We start from the raw sequence: 21,008 nt of genomic DNA on the forward strand, positions 1-21,008 counted from the left end.
AGCGATCATTTCGCTTTTGCCGGCTTCAGCGTGCGCTTGGTCATCAGCCCGCGGAGTTCGCCGAACTTGCCCATCAGCGACCGGCCCCGAGACGCCTTGGCACCGTCGATGCCGCAGTCCGCGACCGCCGCGGCAAGCGCGCTGGCGAGCGCGACGATCGGCGCGATCGTCTTGCTGGTCTTGCCGACCTCGACGATCGGCTTGCCGAGCTTGGCCGACTGCGCCGCGAGCTTCTGGTCGAACGGGACGAGATAATCGATCTTGCGCTCGATCGAGCCCTCGAAATCCTTGCGGCTGATCTCGAGCTGGCCGCCGGTGTGCACACGGTTGGCGACCACGAACAGCTCGATCTGCGGGGCATTCGTCTTCAACCACGACAGGATCCGGATCGTGTCGCGCGCAGCCGCCAGCGTCAGGTCGGTGACGATCACCGCGAGCTTCACGTCGCTGATCAGATGCGGGTGCTGGATCATCATCGCCCGCGGCAGGTCGACAACGGTGCATTCGAACGCCGCGCGCATCTCCTCCTGCAACTGGTAGAAGGCGGAGCCGTCGGTGACCACCGGCGAGCTGATCGGGGCCTCCGCGCTGAGCACCGACAGGTTCTCCGTCGCCTTGACCATCGCGCGTTCGATGAACAGCCCGTCGATGCGGCTCGGGTTCTCGATCGCGTCGGTAAGGCCGCGGCCGGGTTCGAGATCGAGGCTGAGCGCCCCCGTGCCGAAATGCACGTCGAGGTCGAGCAGTGCGGTTGAGCGCTTCTCCTTGTCAGCGAGCAACCACGCGATCGAGGTCGCGATGGTCGACGCGCCGACGCCACCGCGCGTGCCGATCACGCCGACCGAACAATGCGGACGCTCCGGCGACAGGTCGACGGGCTTCGGTGCATTGAGCATCATCTGCGCATGGACGAACGCCTCGCGCAGCATGTCGGGATGGAGCGGTTTCAGCAGGTAATCCTGAATCCCGCTCGCGACGAGGTCACGGTACAGGCGGACGTCGTTGACCTGGCCCGCGGCGATCACCACCGTGCCGGGCTCGCAGACTTCGGCGAGCGCGTGGATGTCGTTCAGCGGATCGCCCGACTCGGCGAGATCGACGAACAGGATCTGCGGTGATGCGGCAACCGACAGCGACTGGATCGCGTTGCGCAGTCCGCCCTTGTAGATCTTGTCGACCGACCAGCCGAGTTCGGTCGCGATCGGGCGCAGTGCCGCCGCGGTCGTCTCGTCACAGACATAGGCGGTGAAGGGATCGCGACTGGCGGCGCCAGCGGGCTTCCACGGAGCGTTCATCACTTGCCTCCCGGCGTGGCTGCGGCGAGCGAACCGGCACCGGTCGGCGCTTTCTTGCGGTACGTGTCGATCGCCTTGTACGAGGCGGCGGTATCGGTGGTCTCCGCCCCTTCCTTGCCGCGAACCAGGTCGGCCGGATTGGCGATCATCGCCGCCAGGTTGCTGTTGATCGCGCAGCCGAAGTTGGACGACGTGTTGGATTCGAACTCGTTGGTCGCGTTGCGCGACCAGTCCGGGCAGTGCGGCACCTGCGCGCGCATCCGGCTGACGACCACCCGAATCGATCCCGGCGTGACCGAAGCCGGGGTGACCGGCGCGTCGTCGCTCAGCAACAGGCCATAGCTCGCGACCACCGCGGCAACGTCGCCGTGCGCGGCGGGGCCTTCGCCCGCGGGATCGTCGATGGCTACGCGGTCGCCATAACCAAGCCGCATCGCGTTCATCCAGCCGGCAAGCCGTTGCTGTTCGCCCGACGCCAGGGCACCGCCAGACACGCCGAGATCTAGCGCATAGTCGGAGCGGCTCACGACCGGTTGGTGGATCGATTCAAGACCGCGATTCTCGGTACCCATGCACCCGCCGAGCAGCAGCGCGGGGACGAGGGACGCTAACAGGATCGACTTGGTGATCATCGGAAATCCTTGATGCGGTGTTCGCGAGCAGCGGAGCAGGGGCCGGCTCAATTCGAGAAACCTGGCGCGGGCACGGCGCCCTTCTTGGTCTTGGCGCCATTCCCGTTGGCAGGGCGCGCGGCGATATCGTCCTCGCTGCGGCGGACGTCGCTATGCGGCATCGGCATGACCGGGGCGGCGGCACCGATCGCCGGGGGAACATAGGAAGGCCGCGCGATCGTCGGCACAGGCCGCTTGCCGCCGCCGGTGGCGCTGAGCGTTCCCAGCAGCACGCGATCGATATCGGTCGGTGCGCGCGCGCCATCGGTCGGCAGCGCGATGTCGCTGGCGTTGTTGACCGGCTTCACCAGATACGGCGTGATGACGATCACGAGTTCGGTCTCGTTGCGCTGGAACGCGTTCGAGCGGAACAGCGCGCCGATGATCGGCAGGTTCGAAAGGCCCGGCGTCTTGTCGTAGCTGTTGTTGTTGTTGTTCGACAGCAGTCCGCTGATCATCATGCTCTGGCCCGAGCCGAGTTCGACCGTCGTCTCGGTACGACGCGTCGTGAGGCCGGGTACGCGCGTGCCGCTGAGGGTGATCGCGTTGGCGTAATCGAGTTGCGACACTTCGGGCCGTACCCGAAGCGAAATCCGACCGTCCGACAAGACCGTGGGCGTGTAGGCGAGGCTGATGCCGTATTGCTTGTACTCGACCGATATCGTGCCGAGCGCCTGCGCCAGCGGGATCGGTATCTCGCCGCCTGCGAGGAACGTGCCCGTCTCGCCCGACAGCGCGGTCAGGTTCGGGTTGGCGAGTGTCGTCACCTGCCCGAGGGTCTCGCCCAAATCGATCGCGCCGAGGAGATCAACACCGAGCAACTTGCCTGCCAGACCGAACGTCGATCCGATGGCGGTCTTGGCTATGCCAGTAGTACCTGCTGTCGGCGTTGTGCCGCCGACGAACATTCCACCGCGGGGCGAATATAGCGGGGCGTCGCGTCCTTGCCCCAAGCCGAACTTGAAACCGCCAGTTCCATCGAACGATTGAATGTTTACGCCGATGTTTTTTACGAACGAGCGGGTGACCTCGGCAATGCGTACCTGGAGGTTTACCTGCAGAGGCGTCGCCGTCTTCAGTCGCGACAGGACCTTTGTCGAATCACCGACGAACGCCTGTACCAGTCGCTCGGCTTCCGCGGCATCCTCGGGTGCAGCGACCGTACCCGTGAGCAGGATCAGCCCGTTCATCGGCGTCGCGACGACCTGTGCCTCGGGCATCGCGAGCCCGAGCATCTGCTGCACCGAATCAAGGTTGTTGCCGACGCGGATGGTCGAGGCGTAGACGACGCCGCCGCCCTTCGCGGTTGCCGAGATCGTCGTCTCGCCGGTCTTCTTGCCGAACACGTAGAGCTGCGTCGGCGAGCGGACCTGAACGTCGGCGATGGTGTCGTCGGCGACGAACAGGTCGCTCATCGGCCGCGCCAGCGTGACGAGACGTCCGCGACCGGTGTTGACCTGGACGACGGGCAGTCCCGAGGGGGCGGCCTGCGTACGAGCCTGAGCCCGCTGGGCATGTTGGGCGAGCGCGGGGACGGATGGTGCGGCGGTGGCGGCGGCAAGGGCGACCGCGAGCGGCCAACCCATCTGCCGTCCGACTGGGCGCGTCATGGCGATACGCATCTTAATTCTTCCCCCCGACCGGAACCATGGTCACCGCATTGCCGCGGGCGACCCGTACGGCCGGGCCCTGCACCACGACCGGTGCCCCGCCACCGGACTGCGGCGCACTCATCATCGGCATAGGACGACCGTCTTCGCCGCTGGATGCTTTGCCAGGCACCGTGCTGCGCTGGTACCGCGAGACGTCGGCGCCGGTCTGATAGCTACCCGCGCCGGAGCTCGGCTGGCTCGCGACACGCACCAACATCGCCTTCTCCGCCTTCGGATCGGTACCGTCGGGCACCTTCACCGCGCCGGACGCGATCGCTTCCTCGAGTTCGGCCGAATTGTCGGCGATCGACCGAAGCGACAGCGACAGCGAGCCGAGCGTCTGCGCGAGCGCGACCTGTTCGGCCATCTTCGGCGTCGCCTCGATCGTCACGTTGGAGAACGTCTTGACCTCGGTCTTGCCGTCCGCGCCGACCAGATTGTCGGTCCGCTGATCGGTCGCGAGCACGCGGATGTTGCGCATGATCGTCTCGGACACCTTTAACGGATCGCCATCGCCACCGCCCCTGACCGCCTGCGTCAGCACGAGGTCGATTCGATCGCCGGGAAACACGAACCCGGCGACCGCGGCCTGTGCCGAGACGGGGACGGTGACCGCGCGCATCCCGGGCCCGAGTGCCGCGGCGAGGAACCCGCGATCGCCGGGCTTCACGAGGGCACCCTGCGTCACCGGCTGTCCGGCGGTGATGATGCTGCGCACCACCGTGCCCTGCAGCGATTTCAGGTCGGTCTTGTCGCGAAGGTAATAGGCGTTGTCGACCAGCTCCTTCGGCCAGGGCTGGAACTTCAGCGCCGTGGCGTCGAGGATCGTGCCGACCGGGAGCGAGCGGGTTGCGACCAACACTTCGGGGCCGTCGATGACCGGCGCGGCGATGGCGGTCGCGCCAGCTTGCGGCGCCGAACTGCCGGCGATCAGCGTTCGGGCGAAGAAGGCCGTGACGGCTGCGACTATAAGCGCGCCGACCAGCAAAATGATCTTGCGTGTATCCATGACTAGATCGTGCCTTTCAGGCGCCGCGAATGTATTTCGACGTTAATCATCACTGAAACTGGTTAAGGAGTGGTTCGCGCAGCGCGAGAAGACCGGCGATTGCTATTGCTACGCCGTAAGGGACCTCGATCTGTCCGGCGTTCTTCTTGGCGCGATGCTCGATTATCATGACGAGCGTGACGAGGCCGCCGACGATCGACATCACCATCAGCATCGACAGGAACGCCGGGAACGGCAGCCACAGCGAGAGCGCGACGATCAGCTTAACGTCGCCGCCGCCCATCATGCCGAAGTGGAAGGCAAGCAGGAACAGCGCGAAGACGATGAGCGCGACGCCGATCTGCAGCGCCATGTCGGGCCACGGATCGAGGCCGTTCGCATACCACCACAGCGGCGCCAGCAGAGCGACCGCCGCGGTCTTCCAGTTCGCGATCTCCCGCGTCCGCGCATCCTGGATACCCGCCGAGACCAGCAGGCCGCCGAGCACCAGAATCAAAATTGGAAGAGCAATGTTCCATCCCATCGGCTAGTCCCTAACGGACATGGCTTTCGAAAAAGTAACCGTGCTTGGAGGAATTTCGAATGATGCCACGGGTTTGCGCATGACGATCGATCCGGCAGCCGTGCGTCGGACGATTCCGGACAAGGCGCGCATCGGCTATTGGACCGCGCCCGACGGCTGGAAGCTGCGCCGATTCGACTGGCCTGCGCAGACGCCACGAGGGCGAATGCTGTTCCAGACGGGGCGCGGCGATATTTTCGAGAAGTATCTCGAGACGTTCGCGCATCTGCATGCATCGGGTTGGTCGGTGACGGCGTTCGACTGGCGCGGGCAGGGCGGGTCCGGGCGTTTGTCGAGCGACCCGCATGTCGGCCATGCGAGCGACTACCGGGTGTTCGATGCCGACCTCGCGGCGTTCTGGTCGGATTGGACCGCGGAGGACGCGGGCCACGGCCTGCCAAGCGTTATACTCGGCCATTCGATGGGCGGGATGATGGTGATGCGCGCGCTTGCCGATCGGTCGATCCAGCCCGATGCGGCGATCCTGGTCGCGCCGATGATCGGGTTGAGGGGGCCGTTCGGCGCGGCGTTCAGCGCAACGATTGCGCGGTGGATTGCCGGTCGCGGTGACCCGGCGCGCGCGGCATGGCGCAGGAACGAGCGGCCGGGATCGGTCGCCTCGCGCCAGTCGCTTTTGACGCACGACGCCGATCGCTACAGCGACGAGGGATGGTGGCAGGCGGCGCATCCCGAACTTGTGCTGGGGCCGCCGAGTTGGGCATGGCTCGCCGAAGGGTTTGCAGGCGCAGCGACGCTCGCCACCGATGGGCGGGTCGAATCGATCACGACACCCGTACTGATGCTGATCGCAGAGGCCGACAAGTTGGTCGGTCCGCGCGCGGCGCTCCGGCTCGCGGCGCGGCTGCCTAATGCGCAGGTCGTTCGCTTCGGTCCCAAGTCCGCGCACGAAATCCTGCGCGAGGCGGATGGGGTGCGAGATCGGGCGCTGTCGGCGATCGATTCGTTCCTGGCTGCGTGCGTGGCCTGACGGTGACGGGCGTATACGACATCGCGATCGTCGGCGCGGGCATGGCGGGGGCGAGCTTGGCCGCGGCGATCGGGTCGCAGGCGCGGGTGCTCGTCCTGGAGGCGGAGGACGCGCCGGGCTATCACGCGACGGGGCGATCGGCTGCGTTCTGGTCAGAAACTTACGGCGGGCCGGATATCCAGCCTCTGACCACGGCATCCGGCCCGTTGCTGCGTGCAGCCGGCCATCTTGCGCCGCTCGGTTCGCTGCATATCGGCCGCGCTGAGGACGAGGCGGCGATGGACACGTTCCTTGCCGAGTTTGCCGATAGCGAGGTGCGTCTGGACCGGGTCGATCCTGCTGCTTTCGTGCCCGGACTGCGTTCCGAATGGACGCTCGGCGTACAGGAGGCGACCTGTGCCTATATCGACGTTGCCGCGCTTCATGCCGAAAGTATTGCCACGGCGCGCCGCGCCGGTGCGGTCTTCGTCACCGATGCGGCGTTTGCGGGGGCGGCCCGTGCCGACGGGATATGGACGATCGAGACGAAGGCCGGCGCGTTCCGGGCGCGGACGATCGTCAACGCTGCCGGGGCCTGGGCGGATACGATCGCAACGCGTGCCGGCGTGCGCCCGCTCGGCTTGCAGGCGTATCGTCGGACGATGGTGCAACTCCGCACCGATCCCGGCGCGTCCGACGGGATGCCGCATGTCGCCGATCTCGGCGGTCGCTTCTATTTCAAGCCCGAGCCCGGCGGTCGGTTGTGGCTCAGCCCGCACGACGAGACGCCGACGGACCCGTGCGACGCCGCCCCTGAGGAGATCGACGTCGCGATCGCGATCGATCGGTTCGAGCAGGTCGTCGACTGGCGAGTCGCGGCGGTCGAGCGACGCTGGGCGGGCCTGCGCACGTTCGCGCCCGATCGCCTGCCGATCTACGGGTTCGACCACGACGTGCCCGGCTTCTTCTGGTGCGCCGGGCAGGGCGGCTTCGGCATCCAGACCGCCCCCGCGGCTGCGTTGCTCGCCGCCAGCCTGCTGCTCGGCGTCAGTCCGGACCCCGCGGTCGCAGCAATCGACGCCGCACGGTATTCGCCCGAGCGGTTCTAGCTTCTACTTACGCCCGGCAGCGACCGCGGCATCGCTCGCCAGCTTGTCGGCGCGTTCGTTTTCCGCGTGGCCGGCGTGACCCTTGACCCACTGCCACTCGATCTTGTGTCGCGCCACCGCCGCCAGCAGCGCGTGCCACAGCTCGGCGTTCTTCACCGGCCTCTTATCGGCGGTCTTCCAGCCATTGCGCTGCCATCCCTTCACCCACTTGGTGAGGCCGTCCATGACGTATTTGCTGTCGGTGTACAGCGTCACCGCGCACGGCCGGGTCAGCGCATTGAGCGCCTCGATCGCCGCGGTCATCTCCATCCGGTTGTTGGTCGTCGGCGTCTCGCCGCCCGATAATTCCTTCTCGTGTGCGCCCATGCGGATCACCGCGCCCCAGCCGCCGGGCCCCGGATTGCCCTTGCACGCGCCATCGGTGAAGATCTCGACCTTGGTGATGGAAACGGAAGCTTCGTCAGTCATGCGAATAGATCGTCCTTGCGATACGTCTCGAGCCGCCGCCAATAGGCGAGCGGATCCTTGCGCGTCACCAGCGCATCGGCTGGCGTGTTGAGCCAGTCCCACGCGCGCGTCAGCAGGAACCGCAGGCATGCCCCCCGCGCCAGGATCGGCAGCGCGGCGCGCTCGGCGTCGGACAACGGAAAGCGGCTGGCATAGCCGTCGATCAACGCCTTGCCGATCGCCGGGTCGTAATTCTCGCCATTGCCGTCGAACGCCCACGACGTGTGCATCACCGCCAGATCATAGGCGCGGACGTCGGTGCAGGCGAAATAGAAGTCGATCACCCCGGTCACGCGGTCGCCGAGCATCAGCACGTTGTCGGGGAACAGGTCCGAATGGACCGCTGCCATCGGCAGGTCGCGCGGCCATTCCGCCAGGACCGCCGTCAATGCCGCCTCGGTCCGGTAGAACAGCCCCGGTTCGATCGTGTCGATGTCGCGGCCGCAGCGCTCTAGGAACGGTCGCCACGTATCCGCGCCGAGCGGGTTGGGGCGGACTTGGTCGAACCCGGCGAGGCTCGTGTGCATCTGCCCCATCGCCGCACCCGCCGCATACGCCTGCGCCGCGGTTGGATACGATACCGAAACGCCGGTCAGAAACTCGATCAGGCATGCCGATCGTCCGGCGAGCTGCTGGATTGCCACGCCGTCACGATCGGGCAATGCCCGCGGTACGGGATTGCCGTCGGCCGCGAGATGATCGAGCATGTCGAGGAAGAACGGCAGGTCGTCGGTCGACGTCCGTTCCTCGTACAGCGTCAGGATGAAGCGGCCGGCGGTCGTCTCGACGAGGTAGTTGCTGTTCTGCACGCCCTCCGCGATGCCCTTGGCGGACAGGAGTTCGCCCCGATCGTACCGCGCGAGGAACGCGCCCAGCGCCTCCGCCGACACCTGCGTGTAGACCGCCATGCTAGGCGGCTGCCTCCAGTCCGCGTGGCAGCTTGAACGCGATCGTCTCGCGGTTCGTCTCGACCTCGCGCTCCGACACCGTGAAACGCTCCGACAGCCGGTCGACCAGTTCGCGGACCAGCAATTCGGGGGCCGATGCGCCAGCCGTGATCCCCAGCGTGCCGACACCGGCGAGAAAGTCCCAGTCGAGCTCGCTGGCACGCTGGATCAGCATCGCCGGCGTACCCTCGCGCTCGGCGACCTCGACCAGCCGCACCGAGTTGGACGAGTTCGGCGCGCCGATCACCAGCACCGCATCGACGCTGTGCGCGATCGCCTTGACCGCGGTCTGGCGGTTCGACGTCGCGTAGCAGATGTCCTCGCCACGCGGCGGCAACATCTGAGGGAAGCGGCGCTGCAACGTCGCCACCACGGCGGCGGTATCGTCGACCGACAGCGTCGTCTGCGTCAGGAAGGCGAGGTTGGTATGATCGATCGGCATGAACACCTCGGCGTCCTCGACCGTCTCGATCAGCGACATCGCGCCCGCCGGCACCTGCCCGAACGTGCCGATCACCTCGGGATGCCCGGCATGGCCGATGAACACGATATGCCGCCCCTGCGCGACCAGACGCTCGGCCTGGCGGTGCACCTTCGACACCAGAGGGCAGGTCGCGTCGAGATATTCGAGCCCGCGATTCTGCGCATCGAGCGGCACCGACTTGGGCACGCCGTGCGCGGAGAACACGACCGGCGCGCCATCGGGCACCTCGTCAAGCTCCTCGACGAAGATCGCGCCCTGTGCCTTCAGCGTGTCGACGACGAACTTGTTGTGGACGATCTCGTGGCGGACGTAGACCGGCGCCCCGTGTTTCTCGATCGCCAGTTCGACGATCCGGATCGCGCGGTCGACGCCTGCGCAAAAGCCTCGGGGTGCTGCGATCAACAGTTCGAGCGGCGGCTTGTCGATTGGGCTCATGATGCCACGCCTCTACGCGATTGCTTGCCTGGACGATAGCCGGTTCCTATGGTGCGCCGCGACAGGGGCCGCTTGCGACATGCGGTGGCCCTTTCGCTCGTTCGAGAAGGTAAGCGTCGCCGTGAAAGCCCCTATCCTAGCCGTTTCTGCGTGTGCGATCTTGTTGAGCGGGTGCGCCGGCAAGGGCGAAGTCGATGCGACCGGCGGCATTTCCGCAGTCCGTTCGGTCTGCCCGCCCGTGGCGATCCCGGCAGCGACCGGCGACATCACGCTGTTCGATCCGGTCACCAGCCGCGACCAGTCGGCGATCGACGTCGCCGGCTTCATGACCAACGTCCGATCGACCTGCGCGGATGCGACGGATCAGGTCGTGACCAACGTGACGTTCGACATCCGCGCCCGCCGGACGCGCACCGAGGCGGCGCGCGACGTGACGTTGCCGTATTTCATCACCGTCGTGCGTGGCGGCAGCGCGGTCGTCGCGAAGCGCATCGGCCGTGTGACGTTGCACTTCGCCGCCGGACAGGCGCTGGCATCGGCGTCGGCCACGACGACGGCAACGGTATCGCGGGCTGCGGCCACCTTGCCGGAAGACGTTCGGGAAAAGCTGACCCGCAAGCGAAAGGCAGGCGATCAGGACGCTGCGGTCGATCCGCTGAGCACGCCGGAAGTTCGCCAGGCCGTGCTGCGTGCGAGCTTCGAGGCGCTGGTCGGGTTCCAGCTGACCGACGATCAGTTGAAGTATAACGCCACGCGCTAAACACCTCGCGCGGCTATCGCCCACGGCATTGCCGGAACGAAAGTACGGCCCCCTCTTCGCATGAAGAGGGGGCCGTAATCTTACTTGTCGCTGCGGACCAGTTCGGTCGCGGCGAGGTGTTCCGCCAGGAACCACACCTGCGGCTCGTGCGTGCGGATGATGTTGCTCACCAGCAGATCGTTGGTGCCGTCGTCGCCCGATTCGTCGGCAGCTTCGGCGCCTTCATGGGCCTGACGAAGGATGATCTCATGCGCCTCGAGCAGGCGCGCGAGCTGCGTGGGGACGTCTTCGCGACCCTTGGGCGGGCGGGGGATGGTCGTCATCTCCGCGACATCGTGCGACATCGCGATCGAGATACCGCCAAGCGCCATGATGCGTTCGGCGATGAGATCGACGAGTGCTGCCTGCTCTTCGTAATGCTTGTCGAGCAGCAGATGCAGTTGGTAAAACGTTGCGCCCGACATCTGCCAGTGATGCTTCTTGTACATGTCGCGGATCGTCATCGTGTCCGCGAGCACCTGGTTCAGCGTCGCGACGCTCTGGGCGCGGGCATTGTCCTCAAGTGCGATCGGGAGTTTCTTCAGCGTCCCATAAGGCTGGATCTCGCGATATTCGACCTTGTACTGTGGCTGTGCCTCGACCGAAACATCGGTGTCCGCCTTGATCAGCTTCGCGGGTTTCTTTGCCATTCGGAATTCCTGTCTGTTCGGGTGAACTCGACCGGCATAACGCACGAACGGACGGATCGACAGCAGATCAAATCCTCGTTCAGCGTGATCGTCAGAACCGACCTGCTCTTGACTGGACGGCGTCGGCGAAGGAAGCGGGCGCGGTAAACGTGTTGGGAGTTGAGGATGACGGAAGCACCGCTGGTCGCAGGTATCGAACTTGGCGGCACCAAATGCATCTGCATTCTTGCGCGCGGACCCGACCAGATCGAGGAAACCGTGCGGATCCCGACGACCCGCCCCGAAGAAACGCTGGCCGCGATCGAGGCGGTACTCGATCGCTGGAGCGGGTTCGTGGCGATCGGTATCGCGAGCTTCGGGCCGGTTTCGATCGATCGCCATTCGGGCGATTACGGCCATATCACCTCGACGCCCAAGCCGGGCTGGGCCGGGACCGACATCGCGGGACGGCTGAGCCGACGTTACGGCGTGCCCACGGGCTTCCATAGCGACGTGGTCGGCGCGGCGCTGGCCGAAGCATTCTGGGGGGCGGCGAAGGGCCTGCCGGACATCGCCTATGTCACGGTCGGCACCGGGGTCGGCGCCGGCATGATCGCGGGCAACCGTCCGGTCGATGGCCTCACGCACTCCGAACTCGGGCATATCCGCCCCGCTCGGTTCCAGGGTGACGACTGGATCGGCAATTGCCCATTCCACGGCGCGTGCATCGAGGGACTGGTCGCGGGACCGGCCATTGCGGCACGGATCGGATTTCCCGCCGACGAAGCGCCTGCGGAGCATCCGGTTTGGGATAACGTCGCCGATGCGCTCGGGCAGCTCTGCCATACGCTTGTGCTCACCGGCATCCCGCGCCGCATCGTCATGGGCGGTGGCGTGATGGGGGCATCGCACCTGTTCCCGCGGGTTCGTGCAGCAATGACGCGCAGCCTCGGCGGGTACATCACGCTGCCCGAGGTCGCGCTGGTCGACACGTTCATCGTGCCGCCCGCGTTAGGCAACAACGCCGGGCCGCTTGGCGCAATCGTGCTGGGTGCTCAAGCACTTGGACATAAGTTACAAACATCGTTCACAGCGTCTTAACTGCTTTAGGTTACTATCCTTCGTAACGATGAAGGCACTTGGCGTACCGCAAGGCACGGATGCGGTGGCCAGTGAGGAACTGTATCGATGCGCATTCTGATCGTGGACGACGAGCCAGCGATGCATGACAGCTACCGGCGCAGCTTCGCCGGTCAGCGATCGGAGAGCGGCGAGGCGCTCGGCGCGATGGCGGCGGACCTGTTTGGCGGGAACGCCAGTGAGCTCCGCCGCGGGGACATCGCCGGCTTCGCGCTGACGCATGCGCATCAAGGGCTGGACGCGGTCGCGGACGTCGCGCGCGCCTTGGCGGATGGCGAACCTTTCGCAGTTGCGTTCATCGATATCCGCATGCCACCCGGTATCGACGGGCGCGAGACGGCGCAGCGCATCCGGGCGCTCGACCCGGAGATCAACCTCGTCATCGTCACCGGCTTTTCCGATTTCTCGCCGATCGAGATCAGCAAGGTCGCCGGACCCGCCGACAAGATCTTCTACATCGCCAAGCCGTTCGAGGTCGCCGAGGTAACGCAGACTGCGACGGCGCTTGCGAAACGGTGGGAAATCGATCGCGAACTGAAGGCGGCCCGCGTCACGTTGGCCGCGCAGGTTGTTCAACTCGAACAGCAGGGTGCCGAATTAGCCGCGAACGAGAGTCGCGCGGTTCATATGGCAACGCATGATTCGCTGACCGATGCGCCGAACCGGCTCGCGTTCCTGCGCGCGCTGGCCGAACGAACGCGCGCGGCGGGACTGTTCGCGACGGTGATGGTCGATCTGGATCGGTTCAAGCTGGTCAACGACACGCTCGGCCATCTGGCGGGCGACGCGCTGATCCGTGAGATCTGCGCGATCCTGCAACGATCGGCGCCGGAGGGAGCATTGGTGGCCCGGCTCGGCGGCGACGAGTTCGGCATCTTGTTCGAGACGTCCGGCGAGGCGGCGGGTGTCATGGCATGCGAGCGAGTCGTCGCGGCGTGCTCGGTCAGCCTGCAGGTGTTCGGCAATTCGGTGCAGGGCGGCGCGTCGGCGGGCGTGGTCGTCAGCGAAGGCGGGCAGGGCCGCGATCCGGTCGACGTCATGCGACGGTCCGATCTCGCGCTCAACGACGCCAAGCGTGGTGGGCGAGGGATCGTCCGCCTGTTCGACGAGAGCATGGACGAAGGCATCCGTTTTCGCCGGCGAGTCGAGGGTGGGCTGAGCCAGGCGATTGCGAAGGGCGAGCTGAGTTTGGTCTATCAACCGATCGTATCGCGCGACGCGGTCGAGGTGATCGGTTTCGAGGCGCTCATCCGTTGGAACACCGACGAATATGGCGCGATGAGCCCGAGCACGTTCATTCCGATCGCCGAGGAATCGAACCTGATCCACGAACTGGGCGACTGGGTGCTGGGCGAGGCACTCGACGTCCTGAAGCAATGGCCCGGCCAGTATGTCTCGGTCAATTTCTCGCCGCGCCAGTTTCGCCGTCACAATTTCGTCGGGCACATCATGGAGAGCGTCGAGCGCGCCGGAATCGAGCCTGCGCGATTGCAGATCGAGATTACCGAGACCGCGATCTTCGACGATGCCGAACGCGCTGCGGAAACGCTCTACAAGCTGCGCCAGATGGGGTTTCGGATCGCGCTAGACGATTTCGGGACGGGGTATTCGAGCCTGTACAACATCCGCAAGTTCGCGCTCGATTGCCTGAAGATCGACCGTTCGTTCATCGATGGTATGGGCCGGGAGCGCGAAAGCGCGGCGATCGTGCATTCGATCATCCATCTCGGTCGCGCGCTGGGGCTGGGCGTGATTGCGGAAGGCGTCGAGACCGACGCGCAGGTCCAGGCGCTCAAGCTGGCTGGAGCGAGCCACTTCCAGGGCTATTTCTACTCGCGCCCGGTTGCCGCGGATGTCGCACTCGGCATGGCAAACGCGCGCTATCTCGGCGGCGAAGACGATGTGGCGGGTGACGGACCGACGGCACCGCGGCAATTGGGCAATGGAATGCTGAACTAGTGCCGACGGTCGGCATGGGTCGCGTTCCGGCGACGCTCGGCCGGCAATTCGGCAAGATGCGGCGGCCTGCGTCGCTTGGTGCGAAACTCGTGCTGATCATGACGGGCGTCGCGCTGTGTGGAACGGTCGCGATCACGGTGTTGCTGGCGTCGATCATCACGCCAAGCTTTACCAAGCTGGAGGACGCGGCGATCGCCGGGCAGGTCGAACGGACGCGCGCGATGCTGTCCAAATACGCTGCCGGGGTCCAGGCGGAAGCGCGTGACCGCCGCGATGTAGCGGGGCTATCCGGGACGCGACTTGCGCCCGGTAGTCGCGCTACGCCTGCGACGCGATCGCTCCCTGCCGATGGCGTTGCCGAGATCGCAGCAAACGGCCGTATTGCTCGTGCGCGCTGGAACGGATCGCCGGGTTCGACCTCGTCGCAACAATGGAATGATTTGCTCGATCGCGAGGACTTCGCGCACGTGCTTGGCCGGCGTCGTTCGGCGCGGTTCTATACGCGGCTGGGGAATAGTGTCGCAGCGATAGGTGTCGCGCGAATGGGGGGGGCGAGCGGCGCGGATACCGGGCAGGGTTATATCGCGGTCGCACGCTTGATAACCGCCAAGCAGATTTCCGACGCTTTGGGTGTCGATGCGACGTTAGATGTCGGTTCCAGCAGTTCGGGGGTGGCGACCTATCGAGGGTCGAGAGCGCCAATTGCCGTGCCACTGATCGGCGCCGACGGACGCGCCGTGGCCATGGTTCGGTTCGCCGTGCCAAGTGATGCAACGCGGCTGGGCAGGCGCGTGCTGGTGTTTGCGATCGCAGGATCGATCGTGCTTCTGCTGTTCGTGCTCATCGTGCTGCGTCGCCTCATTGCGCAACTCGTTCTGCGTCCGTTGCTGCGCATCGAGAACCATATGCGGCGGGTTCGCGCGTCGGGATCGCTCACGTTGCTCGAAGAGGATGAACGGCGCGACGAGATCGGTTCGCTCGGGCGCAACTTCAACGCGATGTTGCAGCAATTGAAGGATCTGCGCGAACAGATCGGCGTGCAGTCGTTCGATCTCGGACGGAGCGAAAGCGCGGTGGCGGTGATGCACAACGTCCGCAACGCGCTAAACCCGATCAGCACGATCCTCAGTCGCGAGATCGCGCAGGTGCCGCCGATCGACCGCGCCACGCTCGACCGAGCGATCGAGGAACTCGCGCGAGGCGATGTTTCCGACGAACGCCGCCAGAAACTTGCCGCGTTCGTCACCGCAGCGGTCGACGCGGACGCCGCCAACCGTGAATCCACCCGTCACGAACTCAGCATTGGCCGTGAGGCGATGGGGCATGTTCTGGAGATCATCGGCCAGCAGCAGCAGGGCGCGCACGAACGTCCGGCGCTGGAGATATGCGACGTCACCGCGATCATCGCGCGCAATGCGACGATCGTCCGTTACCTCGACGGCGCTTCGATCGCGTTCGGATTTCCCGCGGGACCCAAACTGGTCATGGCGAACCGGCTGATCCTGAGCCAGGTGATCGGCAATCTGTTCGCCAATGCAGCCGAATCTATCGTCGCGCGGGGAACGGGCAGCGGATCGATCGTTACCGCCATCGAGCAGGGCGATGGCCGCGTAACGATCGAGATTCGCGACGATGGCGAGGGGATCACGCCCGAGGTCGCGGCGACGCTGTTCCACCGGGGCTTCTCCACGCGCGCACACAAGTCGGGCGGGCTAGGGCTGCACTGGTGCGCCAATTCGGTGAACGCGATGCAGGGTTCGCTGCGTCTGGAGAGCGAGGGGCCGGGGCACGGCGCCGTTGCGATCCTGACGCTGCTGGCGCCCGATGCAGGGGTCGCCGACGCCAGTTGAGCCTACAACAGGCTGGGCTGTATTTCGTCGTCTTCTCCCATGATGCCCGACAACGTCAGCCCGAGCAGGCGCACGCCGTCTGGTACGGGCAATTGCGCCATGAGCAGGTCGAGGCCTGCCGAGAGGAATGCGGTCTTGTCCGTGACCGGCGCCTGCGACGATCGTGCGCGCGTGATCGTGCGGAAGTCCGCGTGGCGCAGCTTGAGCGTGACCGTGCGACCGCGCGTGCCGTGCCGTTCGATCCGCACCCATGCCGCATCCGCCACCCGGTGCAACGCCGCGCGCAGATCCTCCGCGGTCGTCAGGTTCGTCTCGAACGTCCGCTCCGCCCCGGCCGACTTGGCGGCTCGGTTGACGCGCACGGGCCGGTGATCGATGCCGCGCGCGGCGCCGTAGAGATAATCCGCATAGCTGCCGAAATGCGCCTGGAGGAACGCGAGCGTCATGCCGTAGAGGTCCGCGCCGGTGAGGATGCCGAGCCGTTCCATCTTCTGCGCGGTCACCGGCCCGACACCGTGGAAGCGCTTGACCGGCAGCGACTGGACGAACGCCGCACCGCGCTTCGGCGTGATGATGCAGATGCCGTCGGGCTTGTTCTGGTCCGAGGCGAGCTTGGCGATGAACTTGTTGTAGCTCACACCGGCGGATGCGGTGAGGCCGGTATCCGCCTTGATCCGCGCGCGGATTTCCTCCGCGATCGCGGCTGCCGTGCCGAGCCCGCGGATATCCTCGGTCACGTCGAGATACGCCTCGTCGAGCGACAGCGGCTCGATCAGGTCGGTATAGTCGGCGAAGATCGCGCGGATCCGGTCCGAGACTTCGCGGTACACGTCGAACCGGGGGGGCACGAACACGAGGTCGGGACATTTTCGGATCGCCGTGACCGACGGCATCGCGCTGCGCACGCCGAACGCGCGTGCCTCGTAGCTTGCGGCGGCCACGACGCCCCGCGCACGCGACCCTCCGACTGCCACCGGGCGGCCCTTCAGCGAGGGATCGTCGCGCTGTTCGACCGACGCATAGAAGGCGTCCATGTCGACATGGATCACCTTGCGCTGCACCGGCGGCTGGGTAGGAGGAGCGGCCATCGTCATCCCAGATAGGGCGGCGGGACGCGCCGATACAGGGCATTCACGCAACCAAACCGCGCGCCACGCATATCACTCGGCAACGGACGAAGGGATACCGATGCAGGTTGGGACGGAGTGCTGGCGGATCGAACGTGCCGAGCGGATGGCGGTGATCGTCGATGCGGCGGACTATTTCCGGACGGCGCGCGTCGCGATGCTGGGAGCGAAGCGCCGCATCCTGCTGATCGGCTGGGACTTCGATGCGCGTATTTCGCTCGAGCCGGGCGTCGATCGACCCGGCGAACCCAAGACCCTGGGCGCGTTCATGCACTGGCTGGTCGAGCGCGAACCCGACCTTGAGATTTACGTGCTGCGCTGGGATACCGGGGCGATCAAGTCGCTGTTCCGCGGGTCGACGCTGTTCACGATGATCAAGTGGATGCGCCACAAGCGGATCCATACCAAGCTCGACGGGCATCATCCGACCGCGGCGTCGCATCACCAGAAGATCGTCATCATCGACGATGCGCTGGCGTTCTGCGGCGGGATCGACATGACCGGCGACCGCTGGGACACGCGCGAGCACCGCGACGGCGATCCGCACCGCGTCCAGCCGTCGGGCAAGCCGTACAAGCCGTGGCACGACGCGATCAGCGCGGTGCAGGGCCCGGTTGCGCACGCGCTGGGCGAGCTGTTCCGCCGGCGCTGGCGACTGGCGGGCGGCAAGCCGATGGCGGCGGGCGTGCCGGGCGGGACGTTCTGGCCCGAGGGGCTGGCGGTCGATTTCCACGACGCCGACGTGGGCATCGCGCGGACCGAGCCGGAGATGTCGGACCAAGAGCCGGTGTACGAGAGCGAGGCGCTGTTCCTCGGGCAGATCGCTCGCGCGAAGAAGCGTCTGTATATCGAGAGCCAGTATTTCGCGTCGCGGAAAGTGGCGGAAGCGGTGGCGAGGCGGCTCGACGAGGCGGATGGGCCGGAGATCGTCATCATCAACCCGACCGTAGCGCAGGGGTGGCTGGAGCCACTCGCGATGGACACCGCGCGGGCGCGGTTGATGGAGGCGCTGCACCGGCGCGACACGCACGGGCGGCTACGGATGTATCATCCGTATACCAAGGACGGCGCGCCGATCTATTGCCATGCCAAGATCCTGATCGCGGACGACGACGTGTTTCGGTTGGGGTCTTCCAACGTCAACAATCGGTCGCTGCGGCTCGATACCGAGTGCGACCTGGCGATCCGGGCTGCCGACACGGCGATTGCGGCGATTGCGGCGATCCGGGATGGGTTGATGGCGGAGCATCTGGGCGTCGCGGTCGAGGTGGTCAGTGCGATGATCGCCGAGACTGGGTCGTTGATCGAGACTATCGAGCGGTTGCGGCAGGAGCGGGTCGGCTTGAGCAAGACGCTGCGGTGTTACGAGGTGCCCGATCTGACTGCAGTCGAGGCTTGGTTGGCGGATAACGAAGTGCTCGATCCGGAAGGGCCGGGGGAAATGTTCGAGTCGCTCAGCAAGCGGGGGCTGTTCCGGCGGTGGCGGCGTAAGGCTTAGGGCGGATTTCAGTATCCTCCCCCTGGCGGGGGAGGATTTGGAACCCCAAAATAGGAAAGGCCGCGGCACCCCCCGATGCCGCGGCCTTCGTGCTCCCGAAAACTGGGGAGTTACGCGACCTGGGATTCGAGCACTTCGTCGGGCTCGCGCAGCACGTAGCCGCGACCCCAGACCGTCTCGATGTAATTCTCGCCGTCGCAGGCGAGGCTGAGCTTCTTGCGGAGCTTGCAGATGAAGACGTCGATGATCTTCAGCTCGGGCTCGTCCATCCCGCCGTAGAGGTGATTGAGGAACATTTCCTTGGTCAAGGTCGTGCCCTTGCGGAGCGAAAGCAGCTCCAGCATCGCATATTCCTTGCCGGTCAGGTGAACGCGGCTGCCGTTGACCTCGACCGTCTTGGCATCGAGATTGACTGCCAGCTTGCCGGTGCGGATGACCGACTGGCTGTGCCCCTTCGAGCGACGGACGACGGCGTGGATGCGCGCGATCAGTTCCTCGCGGTGGAACGGCTTGGTGACATAGTCGTCGGCGCCGAAGCCGAAGCTGCGGACCTTCGAGTCCATCTCGTTGACGCCCGACAGGATCAGCACCGGCGTCGCGACACGGGCGACGCGCAGGCGCTTGAGCACGTCGTAACCGTGCATGTCGGGCAGGTTGAGGTCGAGCAGGATGATGTCGTAATCATACAGCTTGCCCAGATCGAGGCCTTCTTCCCCGAGATCGGTGATGTAGACGTTGAACCCTTCGGTCGTCAGCATCAGCTCGATAGCCTTGGCCGTCGTCGGCTCGTCCTCGATCAGCAGCACTCGCATGCGTCGTCCCCTGTTCGCGAGACCGCCCGACACCCCATGTCAGCAGCTCGACTTCCATTCATTAACCACACAACATCTGAAGGCAAAAGGTTAATTTCGAACTAAGGTTGACGCGACGAATCGGTCGGATCATCGCCGAGCAGTTGAATTCTTTACAAATCTTCGGCCGGAGGGCTCGGCGTCAGGTCGGGGCCGAGCAACGTCCGGTGGACCGTCTTGGGGATATCCTCCCCGAGAACCTCGCGCAGATACAGGCTGCGGACGAGCGTGAAGATCACCACCAGCAGCGCTGCTGAAAAGAACAAGCCGAACAGGCCGAAGATCGTACCGATGCCGATGATTGCGAAAACCGTGATCGCGGGCGGGATCGAGATCACGCGGTTCTGCACGTACGGCGTGATGAAATTGGTCTGTACGAGCCGCACGACCGCATAGGTGACGAGCGTGCCGACGATCGACGAGGTGCCCTGCGTCGCGGCGAGCCCGAGCGCGGGGATCATCGCCGCGGTGGGTCCGATGTACGGAATGAATTCCGACAACCCGGCGAGCAGGCCGAGCGCGGCGGCGCTGGGGACGCCCGACAACCAGAGCCCGATGCCGACCAGGATTCCCATCGTCGTCATCAGGATCAGCGACGAGCCGAGCCACAGCCGCAGCGTCGAGCCGACGTCGAACAGCGCATCCTCGACCGCGGCACGCTTCGAGCGCGGGATCAGCAAGAGGAAGCCGCGTTCGTACACCTTGGGATCGGCAGCAAAGAACAGCGCGCCGACCAGCAGCAACAGGCAGTTGAGCACGAGTTCGCCCGCGCCCGTCACGAGTCCGCCGACGTCCTGCGCGACCTTCGACCCGGCATAGGCCTGCTGCACCGCATCGACGAGCTTCGCGCCGACCGCGCTTTGCGAGAGATACGCGGCGAGTTGGTCGAGCAGCGCGGGCGTCTGCGCGATCAGGACGTTGACCTGGCTGCGGAACTGCACGCCGAACAGCCAGACGAGGAACGCGATGATGCCGAGCACGGTGGCGATGCCGAGGCCGAGCGCGGGCTTGCGTGGAACGCGGAGATGGTCGCGGTAGAGATCGGCGATCGCGTGGATGACGATCGCGCCGAGCATCGATCCGAAGGCGAGGATGAGGAGGTCGCCCGCCTTGTAGAGTGCGGCGACGACCGCGACGATTACGATGGTCAGGATGACGCGACGGATGAAGCGCGAATCGTCTGCATCGGGGGCCAGGCGGTTCATGCTGCGGCCCGCCGAAAAGCCGGAAGTTCACAAAGTGCACACGCTGGCGCGGTTTGCGCGGAGTGTGCACTTCGGGCTTTTGCGGCCGTTCCGTGGCTGGATCGGTGGTGGTTTTGCGAGGGTGGCGGGGCGATCATCTTGCGACCGTGGCAGATCGTCGCAGCGTAGGACAGCCGTTCCAAGGACTTAAGGTACGTTCCGGAAACGACACTCGCTGATCCTCCCCCGCCAGGGGGAGGTGGCTGGCGCTTGCCAGACGGAGGGGGCGGCAGGCGACGACCGCCGTTCCGTGTCCTCCCCCTCCGTCACCTT

The 21,008-nt window shown here is 65.7% G+C and carries 19 protein-coding genes; 7 read left to right on the top strand and 12 right to left on the bottom strand.

Annotated elements, in window-relative coordinates; translation table 11 throughout:
* Positions 1–5: 5 nt before the first annotated feature.
* The 5 genes from ASE69_RS15785 to ASE69_RS15805 are packed head-to-tail and all read right to left on the bottom strand — an operon-like array spanning position 6 to position 5,150.
* The gene (locus ASE69_RS15785) at positions 6–1,295 is read right to left on the bottom strand and encodes an AAA family ATPase (protein WP_056488708.1); all 1,290 of its coding nucleotides are present in this window, start codon (positions 1,293–1,295) and stop codon (positions 6–8) included.
* Positions 1,295–1,927 carry a CpaD family pilus assembly protein gene (locus ASE69_RS15790; protein WP_056488711.1) on the bottom strand — a complete coding sequence of 211 codons (633 nt, stop codon included), beginning with the start codon at positions 1,925–1,927 and terminating at the stop codon, positions 1,295–1,297. Before ASE69_RS15790 ends, ASE69_RS15785 begins: the two co-directional genes overlap by 1 nt.
* Positions 1,928–1,974: 47 nt before the next feature.
* Positions 1,975–3,588, bottom strand: a complete 1,614-nt coding sequence (locus ASE69_RS15795; protein ID WP_082453169.1) for a type II and III secretion system protein family protein — start codon at positions 3,586–3,588, stop codon at positions 1,975–1,977.
* Position 3,589: 1 nt separating this feature from the next.
* Positions 3,590–4,627, bottom strand: a complete 1,038-nt coding sequence (gene cpaB, locus ASE69_RS15800) for a Flp pilus assembly protein CpaB (RefSeq protein ID WP_056488717.1) — start codon at positions 4,625–4,627, stop codon at positions 3,590–3,592.
* Positions 4,628–4,676: 49 nt separating this feature from the next.
* Entirely contained in the window at positions 4,677–5,150 is a 474-nt protein-coding gene (locus ASE69_RS15805; RefSeq protein WP_056488727.1) for a prepilin peptidase, read from the bottom strand.
* Between the two features lie 79 nt (positions 5,151–5,229).
* Here ASE69_RS15805 and ASE69_RS15810 point away from each other — a divergent pair, with 79 nt between their 5' ends.
* Together ASE69_RS15810 and ASE69_RS15815 are read left to right on the top strand one after the other, a co-directional pair.
* The gene (locus tag ASE69_RS15810; RefSeq protein ID WP_056488730.1) at positions 5,230–6,177 is read left to right on the top strand and encodes an alpha/beta fold hydrolase; all 948 of its coding nucleotides are present in this window, start codon (positions 5,230–5,232) and stop codon (positions 6,175–6,177) included.
* A complete protein-coding gene (locus ASE69_RS15815; RefSeq protein ID WP_268795505.1) occupies positions 6,165–7,265 on the top strand; it encodes an NAD(P)/FAD-dependent oxidoreductase in 1,101 nt (366 codons plus the stop codon). The genes ASE69_RS15810 and ASE69_RS15815 overlap by 13 nt, the downstream gene beginning before the upstream one ends.
* Positions 7,266–7,268: 3 nt before the next feature.
* Here ASE69_RS15815 and rnhA read toward each other — a convergent pair whose 3' ends face one another.
* Genes rnhA through ispH form a run of 3 tightly spaced genes read right to left on the bottom strand, consistent with a single transcriptional unit; the run spans position 7,269 to position 9,638 of the window.
* Complete coding sequence (gene rnhA / locus ASE69_RS15820) at positions 7,269–7,733, bottom strand: ribonuclease HI (protein WP_056488733.1); 465 nt, start codon at positions 7,731–7,733, stop codon at positions 7,269–7,271.
* Positions 7,730–8,680: a homoserine kinase gene (gene thrB / locus ASE69_RS15825; RefSeq protein ID WP_056488736.1), complete on the bottom strand. Its 951-nt coding sequence runs from the start codon at positions 8,678–8,680 to the stop codon at positions 7,730–7,732. The genes rnhA and thrB overlap by 4 nt, the downstream gene beginning before the upstream one ends.
* Position 8,681: 1 nt before the next feature.
* Positions 8,682–9,638, bottom strand: coding sequence for a 4-hydroxy-3-methylbut-2-enyl diphosphate reductase (gene ispH / locus ASE69_RS15830; protein WP_056064973.1), 957 nt, complete (start codon positions 9,636–9,638; stop codon positions 8,682–8,684).
* A gap of 79 nt (positions 9,639–9,717) precedes the next feature.
* On the opposite strand from ispH, the gene ASE69_RS15835 reads away from it, so the two are divergent.
* On the top strand, positions 9,718–10,398 hold the full coding sequence (locus ASE69_RS15835) for a hypothetical protein (protein ID WP_235518860.1): 681 nt from the start codon (positions 9,718–9,720) through the stop codon (positions 10,396–10,398).
* Between the two features lie 80 nt (positions 10,399–10,478).
* Here the strand turns inward: ASE69_RS15835 and ASE69_RS15840 are convergent, their stop codons facing one another.
* Positions 10,479–11,087, bottom strand: coding sequence for a Dps family protein (locus ASE69_RS15840; protein ID WP_056488739.1), 609 nt, complete (start codon positions 11,085–11,087; stop codon positions 10,479–10,481).
* Positions 11,088–11,252: 165 nt separating this feature from the next.
* Between ASE69_RS15840 and ASE69_RS15845 the strand changes: the two genes are divergently transcribed.
* From ASE69_RS15845 to ASE69_RS15855, 3 genes are all read left to right on the top strand, one after another.
* Entirely contained in the window at positions 11,253–12,167 is a 915-nt protein-coding gene (locus tag ASE69_RS15845; RefSeq protein ID WP_056488750.1) for an ROK family protein, read from the top strand.
* Positions 12,168–12,254: 87 nt separating this feature from the next.
* On the top strand, positions 12,255–14,165 hold the full coding sequence (locus tag ASE69_RS15850) for a putative bifunctional diguanylate cyclase/phosphodiesterase (protein WP_082453170.1): 1,911 nt from the start codon (positions 12,255–12,257) through the stop codon (positions 14,163–14,165).
* The gene (locus tag ASE69_RS15855; RefSeq protein ID WP_235518862.1) at positions 14,165–16,015 is read left to right on the top strand and encodes a sensor histidine kinase; all 1,851 of its coding nucleotides are present in this window, start codon (positions 14,165–14,167) and stop codon (positions 16,013–16,015) included. The genes ASE69_RS15850 and ASE69_RS15855 overlap by 1 nt, the downstream gene beginning before the upstream one ends.
* 2 nt (positions 16,016–16,017) lie before the next feature.
* On the opposite strand, the gene dinB is transcribed toward ASE69_RS15855, so the two are convergent.
* Complete coding sequence (dinB, locus tag ASE69_RS15860; protein ID WP_056489422.1) at positions 16,018–17,103, bottom strand: DNA polymerase IV; 1,086 nt, start codon at positions 17,101–17,103, stop codon at positions 16,018–16,020.
* 100 nt (positions 17,104–17,203) lie between these two features.
* On the opposite strand from dinB, the gene ASE69_RS15865 reads away from it, so the two are divergent.
* Positions 17,204–18,640: a phospholipase D-like domain-containing protein gene (locus ASE69_RS15865; protein ID WP_056488783.1), complete on the top strand. Its 1,437-nt coding sequence runs from the start codon at positions 17,204–17,206 to the stop codon at positions 18,638–18,640.
* 110 nt (positions 18,641–18,750) lie between these two features.
* Here ASE69_RS15865 and ctrA read toward each other — a convergent pair whose 3' ends face one another.
* Both ctrA and ASE69_RS15875 read right to left on the bottom strand, forming a co-directional pair.
* The gene (gene ctrA, locus ASE69_RS15870; protein ID WP_056064964.1) at positions 18,751–19,452 is read right to left on the bottom strand and encodes a response regulator transcription factor CtrA; all 702 of its coding nucleotides are present in this window, start codon (positions 19,450–19,452) and stop codon (positions 18,751–18,753) included.
* A 152-nt stretch (positions 19,453–19,604) separates the two neighbouring features.
* On the bottom strand, positions 19,605–20,696 hold the full coding sequence (locus ASE69_RS15875; RefSeq protein WP_056488799.1) for an AI-2E family transporter: 1,092 nt from the start codon (positions 20,694–20,696) through the stop codon (positions 19,605–19,607).
* Between the last annotated feature and the right edge of the window lie 312 nt (positions 20,697–21,008).

Origin of the sequence: Sphingomonas sp. Leaf208, from assembly GCF_001421415.1 — a bacterium.
GTDB lineage: Bacteria > Pseudomonadota > Alphaproteobacteria > Sphingomonadales > Sphingomonadaceae > Sphingomonas.

Bases quoted from the DNA above. Each gene is read 5' to 3' on its own strand.
- ASE69_RS15840 (WP_056488739.1), bottom strand. From the start codon at position 11,087: ATGGCAAAGAAACCCGCGAAGCTGATCAAGGCGGACACCGATGTTTCG.
- cpaB (WP_056488717.1), bottom strand. From the start codon at position 4,627: ATGGATACACGCAAGATCATTTTGCTGGTCGGCGCGCTTATAGTCGCA.
- ASE69_RS15865 (WP_056488783.1), top strand. From the start codon at position 17,204: ATGCAGGTTGGGACGGAGTGCTGGCGGATCGAACGTGCCGAGCGGATG.
- ctrA (WP_056064964.1), bottom strand. From the start codon at position 19,452: ATGCGAGTGCTGCTGATCGAGGACGAGCCGACGACGGCCAAGGCTATC.
- ASE69_RS15875 (WP_056488799.1), bottom strand. From the start codon at position 20,696: ATGAACCGCCTGGCCCCCGATGCAGACGATTCGCGCTTCATCCGTCGC.
- ASE69_RS15805 (WP_056488727.1), bottom strand. From the start codon at position 5,150: ATGGGATGGAACATTGCTCTTCCAATTTTGATTCTGGTGCTCGGCGGC.
- ispH (WP_056064973.1), bottom strand. From the start codon at position 9,638: ATGAGCCCAATCGACAAGCCGCCGCTCGAACTGTTGATCGCAGCACCC.
- ASE69_RS15845 (WP_056488750.1), top strand. From the start codon at position 11,253: ATGACGGAAGCACCGCTGGTCGCAGGTATCGAACTTGGCGGCACCAAA.
- ASE69_RS15810 (WP_056488730.1), top strand. From the start codon at position 5,230: ATGACGATCGATCCGGCAGCCGTGCGTCGGACGATTCCGGACAAGGCG.
- ASE69_RS15785 (WP_056488708.1), bottom strand. From the start codon at position 1,295: ATGAACGCTCCGTGGAAGCCCGCTGGCGCCGCCAGTCGCGATCCCTTC.
- thrB (WP_056488736.1), bottom strand. From the start codon at position 8,680: ATGGCGGTCTACACGCAGGTGTCGGCGGAGGCGCTGGGCGCGTTCCTC.
- ASE69_RS15795 (WP_082453169.1), bottom strand. From the start codon at position 3,588: ATGCGTATCGCCATGACGCGCCCAGTCGGACGGCAGATGGGTTGGCCG.
- ASE69_RS15850 (WP_082453170.1), top strand. From the start codon at position 12,255: ATGCGCATTCTGATCGTGGACGACGAGCCAGCGATGCATGACAGCTAC.
- ASE69_RS15790 (WP_056488711.1), bottom strand. From the start codon at position 1,927: ATGATCACCAAGTCGATCCTGTTAGCGTCCCTCGTCCCCGCGCTGCTG.
- ASE69_RS15835 (WP_235518860.1), top strand. From the start codon at position 9,718: ATGCGGTGGCCCTTTCGCTCGTTCGAGAAGGTAAGCGTCGCCGTGAAA.
- rnhA (WP_056488733.1), bottom strand. From the start codon at position 7,733: ATGACTGACGAAGCTTCCGTTTCCATCACCAAGGTCGAGATCTTCACC.
- dinB (WP_056489422.1), bottom strand. From the start codon at position 17,103: ATGGCCGCTCCTCCTACCCAGCCGCCGGTGCAGCGCAAGGTGATCCAT.